Origin of the sequence: Pseudomonas oryzihabitans (genome assembly GCF_007665395.1) — a bacterium.
GTDB lineage: Bacteria > Pseudomonadota > Gammaproteobacteria > Pseudomonadales > Pseudomonadaceae > Chryseomonas > Chryseomonas psychrotolerans_C.
The window spans coordinates 441,630-447,836 of the sequence record NZ_VDND01000004.1 but is presented as its reverse complement, the minus strand read 5'-3'; the positions used below and the strand labels follow the sequence as shown (position 1 = coordinate 447,836).

The 6,207-nt window shown below is 62.6% G+C and carries 7 protein-coding genes; all 7 read right to left on the bottom strand.

The genetic code is table 11. From position 1 onward, the window contains the following. Positions 1-78 precede the first annotated feature (78 nt). The 7 genes from pdxJ to lepA are packed head-to-tail and all read right to left on the bottom strand — an operon-like array spanning position 79 to position 6,144. Positions 79-819 (bottom strand): pyridoxine 5'-phosphate synthase, encoded by a 741-nt coding sequence (pdxJ, locus tag FSV73_RS12105; RefSeq protein ID WP_145008028.1) that lies wholly within the window; start codon positions 817-819, stop codon positions 79-81. A 3-nt stretch (positions 820-822) separates the two neighbouring features. Next, positions 823-1,506: a DNA repair protein RecO gene (recO, locus tag FSV73_RS12100; protein ID WP_145008026.1), complete on the bottom strand. Its 684-nt coding sequence runs from the start codon at positions 1,504-1,506 to the stop codon at positions 823-825. A gap of 2 nt (positions 1,507-1,508) precedes the next feature. Continuing rightward, complete coding sequence (era, locus tag FSV73_RS12095; protein WP_145008025.1) at positions 1,509-2,414, bottom strand: GTPase Era; 906 nt, start codon at positions 2,412-2,414, stop codon at positions 1,509-1,511. Next, complete coding sequence (rnc, locus tag FSV73_RS12090) at positions 2,407-3,096, bottom strand: ribonuclease III (protein ID WP_145008023.1); 690 nt, start codon at positions 3,094-3,096, stop codon at positions 2,407-2,409. The genes era and rnc overlap by 8 nt, the downstream gene beginning before the upstream one ends. Next, positions 3,093-3,488, bottom strand: a complete 396-nt coding sequence (locus FSV73_RS12085) for a DUF4845 domain-containing protein (RefSeq protein ID WP_145008021.1) — start codon at positions 3,486-3,488, stop codon at positions 3,093-3,095. Before FSV73_RS12085 ends, rnc begins: the two co-directional genes overlap by 4 nt. Next, positions 3,485-4,339: a signal peptidase I gene (lepB, locus tag FSV73_RS12080; protein ID WP_145008019.1), complete on the bottom strand. Its 855-nt coding sequence runs from the start codon at positions 4,337-4,339 to the stop codon at positions 3,485-3,487. Before lepB ends, FSV73_RS12085 begins: the two co-directional genes overlap by 4 nt. Positions 4,340-4,344: 5 nt before the next feature. Next, the gene (gene lepA / locus FSV73_RS12075; protein ID WP_145008017.1) at positions 4,345-6,144 is read right to left on the bottom strand and encodes a translation elongation factor 4; all 1,800 of its coding nucleotides are present in this window, start codon (positions 6,142-6,144) and stop codon (positions 4,345-4,347) included. Between the last annotated feature and the right edge of the window lie 63 nt (positions 6,145-6,207).

Here is a 6,207-nt window from a genome sequence, read left to right as displayed (position 1 = left end):
GTGCTTGATTTTCAAGCCCTTCAGCGTCTGCGCCGGAAGTGGGGCGCATTATAGGGGAGTTTCGGAACAGGTCAACAGTTATTTTACGGTCGCGTTACAGCGGATCAATTCGGCCATGTCCTTGACCGCCTGCTTGAAGCCGACGAAGACCGCCTGGGCGACGATGGCATGGCCGATGTTCAGCTCGTTGATACCCGGCAACGCCGCGATGGGCTGGACATTATGGTAGTGCAGGCCATGGCCGGCATTGACCACCAGGCCGAGACCGGTGGCGAACTCGACGGCCTTGGCCAGCCGTTGCAGCTCGCGGGCCTGCTCTTGCGCGGTCGCGGCTTCGGCATAGCGACCCGTGTGCAGCTCGATCACCGGAGCGCCGCTGTCCTTGGCCGCCTGGATCTGCTGCAGATCGGGATCTATAAAGAGGGACACTTCCGACGCGGGCAGCGCGACGATGGCGTCACGGATGCGCTGGACCTGCCCTACTACGTCCAAACCCCCTTCGGTGGTCAGCTCTTCCCGGCGCTCGGGCACCAGGCAGACGTGCTCCGGACGGATCTCCCGAGCGAAGGCCAGCATCTCGGGCGTCAGGGCGACTTCGAGGTTCATGCGGGTCTGCAGGAGTTTGCGCAGCAGGCGTACGTCCCGCTCCTGGATATGGCGACGATCTTCGCGCAGGTGCAGGGTGATGCCGTCCGCGCCAGCCTCCTCGGCATCCAGGGCCGCCTTGACCGGATCGGGATAGCGGGTACCGCGGGCCTGGCGCAGGGTGGCGACATGATCGATGTTGACGCCCAACAGAACACGACTGAACTCTTTCATGGCTTATTCACTTGGCTTGGCGAACAATTCGCGACTCATCAGGGGTTTGCTGCCCAGGTGGGGCGCCAGGGCCTGGCGCATCAATCGCTTGGCGGCCCGAACCACGGTGGGATCGTCCCACTCACCGCGTTCGAGTGCCAGGATTTCCGCGCCAGCCAGGCAACCGGGACGGACCTCGTCGACCGGCTCGAAGCCCTGGTCCGGCAGGAAGCGATACAGGCGCTGCGCCTCGATGGGCTGACCGTCGAGGGCCTGGGAAAACGAAAAGCCGTAGCCCAGCAGATCGAGCAGGCGCCATTCGAAGGTGCGCAGCAGCGGCTCGACCGGTCGTCCCTGCGCCAGCGCGGCCAGGGTCAGGCCATAGAGTTCGAAGAGCGCGGGATAGGGATCTTCGGCGGGCAATAGCCGCACCAGGAGTTCGTTGAGATAGAAGCCGCTGAAGAGCGCCTGGCCCTGCAGCAGATAGGGCGGCGCCAGGGCCGCCACCTTCTGCAGGTTCTTCAACTCCCCTCTTCCGCTGACCTGGGCTTCCAGGGGAACGAAGGGTCTGGCCAGGCTACCGGAGCGGGAGCGGGCCGCACGCAATACGGTGCGAACCCGGCCGAAGGCGCCGAACACGTCCACCAGTGCGCTGCTCTCCCGATAGGGGCGCGCATGCAGGACGAACAGCGGCTCGGACGCCTGCATCGTCAGAGGTCGGAATAACCCAGGGAGCGCAGGGCGCGTTCGTCATCGGACCAGCCGCCCTTGACCTTGACCCAGAGGTTGAGCATGACCTTGGCGTCGAACAGGGTTTCCATGTCCTGACGGGCTTCCTGGCCGATCCGCTTGATGCGCTCGCCGGCCTGGCCGATGAGGATCTTCTTCTGGCCGTCGCGCTCGACGAGGATCAGGCCGTGGATATGCAGCACGCCGTTCTCGTATTTGAATTCCTCGATCTCCACGGCGACCTGGTAGGGCAGCTCGGCCCCCAGCTGGCGCATGATCTTTTCGCGGATCAGCTCGGCTGCCAGGAAGCGACTGGATCGGTCGGTGATCTGGTCTTCCGGGAAGAAGTGCTCGCCTTCCGGCAGGCGCTCGGCGACCAATTCTTCGAGGGCCTCGAGGTTATGGCCGTGTTGCGCGGAAATCGGAATGACGGTGGCCTCCGGCAGCTGCTCCTGCAACCACTGCAGGTGCGGCAGCATGTCGGCCTTGTCTTCCAGGCGATCCAGCTTGTTGACGGCGAGCAGCACCGGGCATTTCACGAAACGCACCCGCTCCAGCACCATCTGGTCCTCGTCGGTCCAGCGTGTGCGGTCGACCACGAACACCACGACGTCCACATCGCGCAACGCGGTGACGGCCGTCTTGTTCATGAAGCGGTTGAGCGCCTTCTGGTTTTCCTTGTGCAGGCCGGGGGTGTCCACATAGATAGTCTGCACCTTACCCTCGGTCTTGATGCCGAGCATGTTGTGCCGGGTCGTCTGCGGCTTGCGCGAGGTGATGGCGAGCTTCTGCCCGAGGATGTGGTTGAGCAGGGTGGACTTGCCGACGTTCGGCCGGCCGACGATGGCTACATAGCCGCAGCGCGATGCCTTGAGCTCATCATTCATGACCATTCTCCACGCCCAGGGCGATCAAGGCCGCCGAGGCGGCTATCTGTTCGGCGATACGGCGACTGGCGCCCTGCCCCGTCGTCTTCTCACTGAGCATCGCAACTTCACATTCAACGAAGAACACCCGGCAATGGGGCTCGCCTTCGATGGCGACCACGTCATAGCGGGGCAACTCGCAGGCGCGCGCCTGGAGGAATTCCTGCAGACGGGTCTTGGGATCCTTGTTGGTATCCACCGGCGTCAGTTCGCGCAATTGGGGCCCGAGCCAGGCCATCACCCGATCCCTGGCCGCGTCCATGCCGGCATCCAGGTAGATGCCGCCGATCAGGGCTTCCATGGCATCGGCGAGAATCGACTCGCGGCGAAAACCGCCGCTCTTCAGTTCGCCGGAGCCCAGGCGCAGGTAATCACCGAGTTCGAAGCTGCGCGCGAGCAGCGCCAGGGTCTCGCCCTTGACCAGCTTGGCCCGCAGCCGGGACAGCTGGCCTTCGCGAGCCTGGGGAAAGTGTTCGTAGAGGGCTTCGCCGATGATGAAGTTGAGAATGGCGTCGCCGAGGAATTCCAGGCGTTCGTTGTTACGACCCGCGAAACTGCGGTGCGTGAGGGCGAGCAGCATCATGTCCGGGTCCTTGAAGGTATAACCCAGCCGACGCTCGAGGCGATCTAGAGATAAAGTCACGGGAGATTTATACGGAAATCACGGTTGAAACGAACGACCAGATCGATGTTGCGGATCAGGTGTTCACGCTTTTCATAGTCGAGGTGGATCTGCAGGTGATTGCCGTCGGCTTCGACGCGCATGGCCTTCTGCAGATCGAGATCACGGATGTCGTTCACCTGCATACCCTTCCCCACGTAGCTGTAGACGTCGGACACGCTGCGAATCTGGTTATCGGTATTGTCGCTGATGGATTCGATGACCTTGGTCAGGGCATTGTAGTCCAGGTAATGGGGAACGAGTTTCATGGCCGTGCTGGCCAGGAAGGCGATGACGCAGAGTGCGAGCAGTCCGCCCAGGAACGACAGCCCCTGCTGACGCGACGGAAGACCAGACACTCTGCGTTCACTCATCGAATGATACCTACGCGGGACAGGGTGGGCATGCTCTGCAGCTTGGGCTCCGGCCAGCTCAGCCAGACGGCGAAGGCCTTGCCGACGATGTTGCGGTCCGGGACCATGCCCAGCAGGTCGCGGGGGATGTTGGGATCGTCCCAGTAGCGACTGTCGTTCGAATTGTCGCGGTTGTCACCCATCATGAAGTAGTGACCCGCCGGCACCTTCCACTCGTGGTCGGGCTCGATACGGTAGCGGGTCATTTCCTCGCGAATCAGGTGCTCGGCCTTGCCCAACTGCTCCTTGAACAGCTTGACGCTACCCAGGGACCCGGGCTCGTCGCCCACCAGCTGCTCGCTGACGCGCTGGCCATTGATGTACAGCTGCTTGTCGCTGGTGTAGCGGATGGTGTCACCCGGCAACCCCACGACGCGCTTGATGTAGTTGACGCTGGGGTCGCTGGGATAGCGGAACACCATGACGTCACCGCGCTGCGGATCACCCACGGGAATGACCTTGAGGTCGGCTACCGGCAGGCGGATGCCGTAGGCGAATTTGTTCACCAGGATGAAATCGCCCACTTCGAGTGTCGGGATCATGGAGCCCGAGGGGATCTGGAAGGGCTCGACCAGAAAGGATCTCAGGATCAGCACGATGGCCAGGACGGGGAAGAAGGACTTCCCGTACTCGACCAATGCCGGTTCCTTTTTCAGTTGTTCCAGCACGACCGGATCCGGCTCGTTCACCTGCTGGCCGTAGGTCTGGATCGCCTTGCGCCGACGCGGCGCCAGGACCAGCAGATCGATGAGTGCCAGAGCGCCACAGACGGCGACGGCAATTACCAACAGCAAAGGGAAGTTAAACGACATGGGCTTTAGCTATCCACCTTGAGTACGGCCAGGAAGGCCTCCTGAGGAATCTCTACGCTACCGACCTGTTTCATGCGCTTCTTACCGGCCTTCTGCTTCTCCAGCAGCTTGCGCTTACGGGAGACGTCACCGCCGTAGCACTTGGCCAGGACGTTCTTGCGCAGCGCCTTGACGGTGGTACGGGCGACGATCTGGCCGCCGATGGCCGCCTGGATCGCCACGTCGAACATCTGCCGCGGGATCAGCTCCTTCATCTTCTCGGTCAGGGCGCGACCCTTGTAGTGCGCCTTGTCACGATGGACGATCAGCGCCAGGGCATCGACCTTCTCGCCATTGATGAGGACATCGAGCTTGACCAGGCTGGCGGCTTCGAAGCGGTCGAAGCTGTAGTCCAGCGACGCATAGCCACGGCTCACCGACTTCAGGCGGTCGAAGAAGTCCAGCACCACCTCGTTCATCGGCAGGTCGTAGCTGACCTGCACCTGGCTGCTGAGGAACTGCATGTCGCGCTGGACGCCACGCTTCTCGATGCACAGGGTGATGACGTTGCCCAGGTGCTCCTGGGGTACCAGGATGTTGGCGCGCACGATGGGCTCGCGCATCTCGGCGACGGAGGCCAGGTCGGGCAGCTTCGACGGGTTGTCGACGTAGATGGTGCTGCCGTCCTTGAGCACCACCTCGAAGACCACGGTCGGCGCGGTGGTGATGAGGTCGAGATCGTATTCGCGCTCCAGGCGCTCTTGGATGATCTCCATGTGCAGCATGCCGAGGAAGCCGATGCGGAAGCCGAAGCCGAGGGCCTCGGAGCTTTCCGGCTCGTATTGCAGGGCGGCGTCGTTGAGGGTGAGCTTCTGCAGGGCCTCGCGGAAGTCCTCGAAGTCGTCGGAGCTGACCGGGAACAGGCCGGCGTAGACCTGCGGCTTGACCCGCTGGAAGCCCGGCAGCATGGCCACGTCCGGGGTGGCGCTGAGGGTCAGGGTGTCACCGACCGGGGCGCCGAGGATTTCCTTGATGCCGGCGATGATGAAGCCCACTTCGCCCGCCTTGAGATCGGGCATTTCGGTGTGCTTGGGCGAGAAGACGCCGACGCTGTCGACCTGGTGCACCTTGCCGGTGGACTTGACCAGGATCTTGTCACCCTTCTTGACCCGGCCGTGCTTGACCCGCACCAGCGAGACGACGCCCAGATAGTTGTCGAACCAGGAATCGATGATCAGCGCCTGCAGCGGCGCCTCGATCTCGCCCTGGGGCGGCGGGATGACCTGGACCAGTCGCTCGAGCACGTCGGACACGCCCATGCCGCTCTTGGCACTGCATGCCACGGCATCGGTGGCGTCGATGCCGATGATGTGTTCGATCTCGGCCTTGACCTTGTCCGGATCGGCCTGGGGCAGATCCATCTTGTTCAGCACCGGCATGACCTCAAGGCCCTGCTCGATGGCGGTATAGCAGTTGGCCACCGACTGGGCTTCCACGCCCTGCCCCGCATCCACCACCAGCAGCGCGCCTTCGCAGGCGGCCAACGAACGGCTGACTTCGTAGGTGAAGTCGACGTGACCAGGGGTATCGATGAAGTTGAGCTGGTAGGTCTTACCGTCTTCGGCGTTGTAGTACAGCGTGACGCTGTGGGCCTTGATGGTGATGCCACGTTCGCGTTCGAGGTCCATGGAATCCAGGACCTGGGCCTCCATTTCTCGGTCGCTCAAACCACCACACATCTGGATGAACCGATCAGCAAGGGTCGACTTGCCGTGATCGATGTGGGCGATGATGGAGAAATTGCGGATATGGCTCAGATCACTCACGAATCAGCACTCGAATAGCCAGCGGCGGAACATCCGCCGGGAAAATAGCGGGGGAGTTTACCT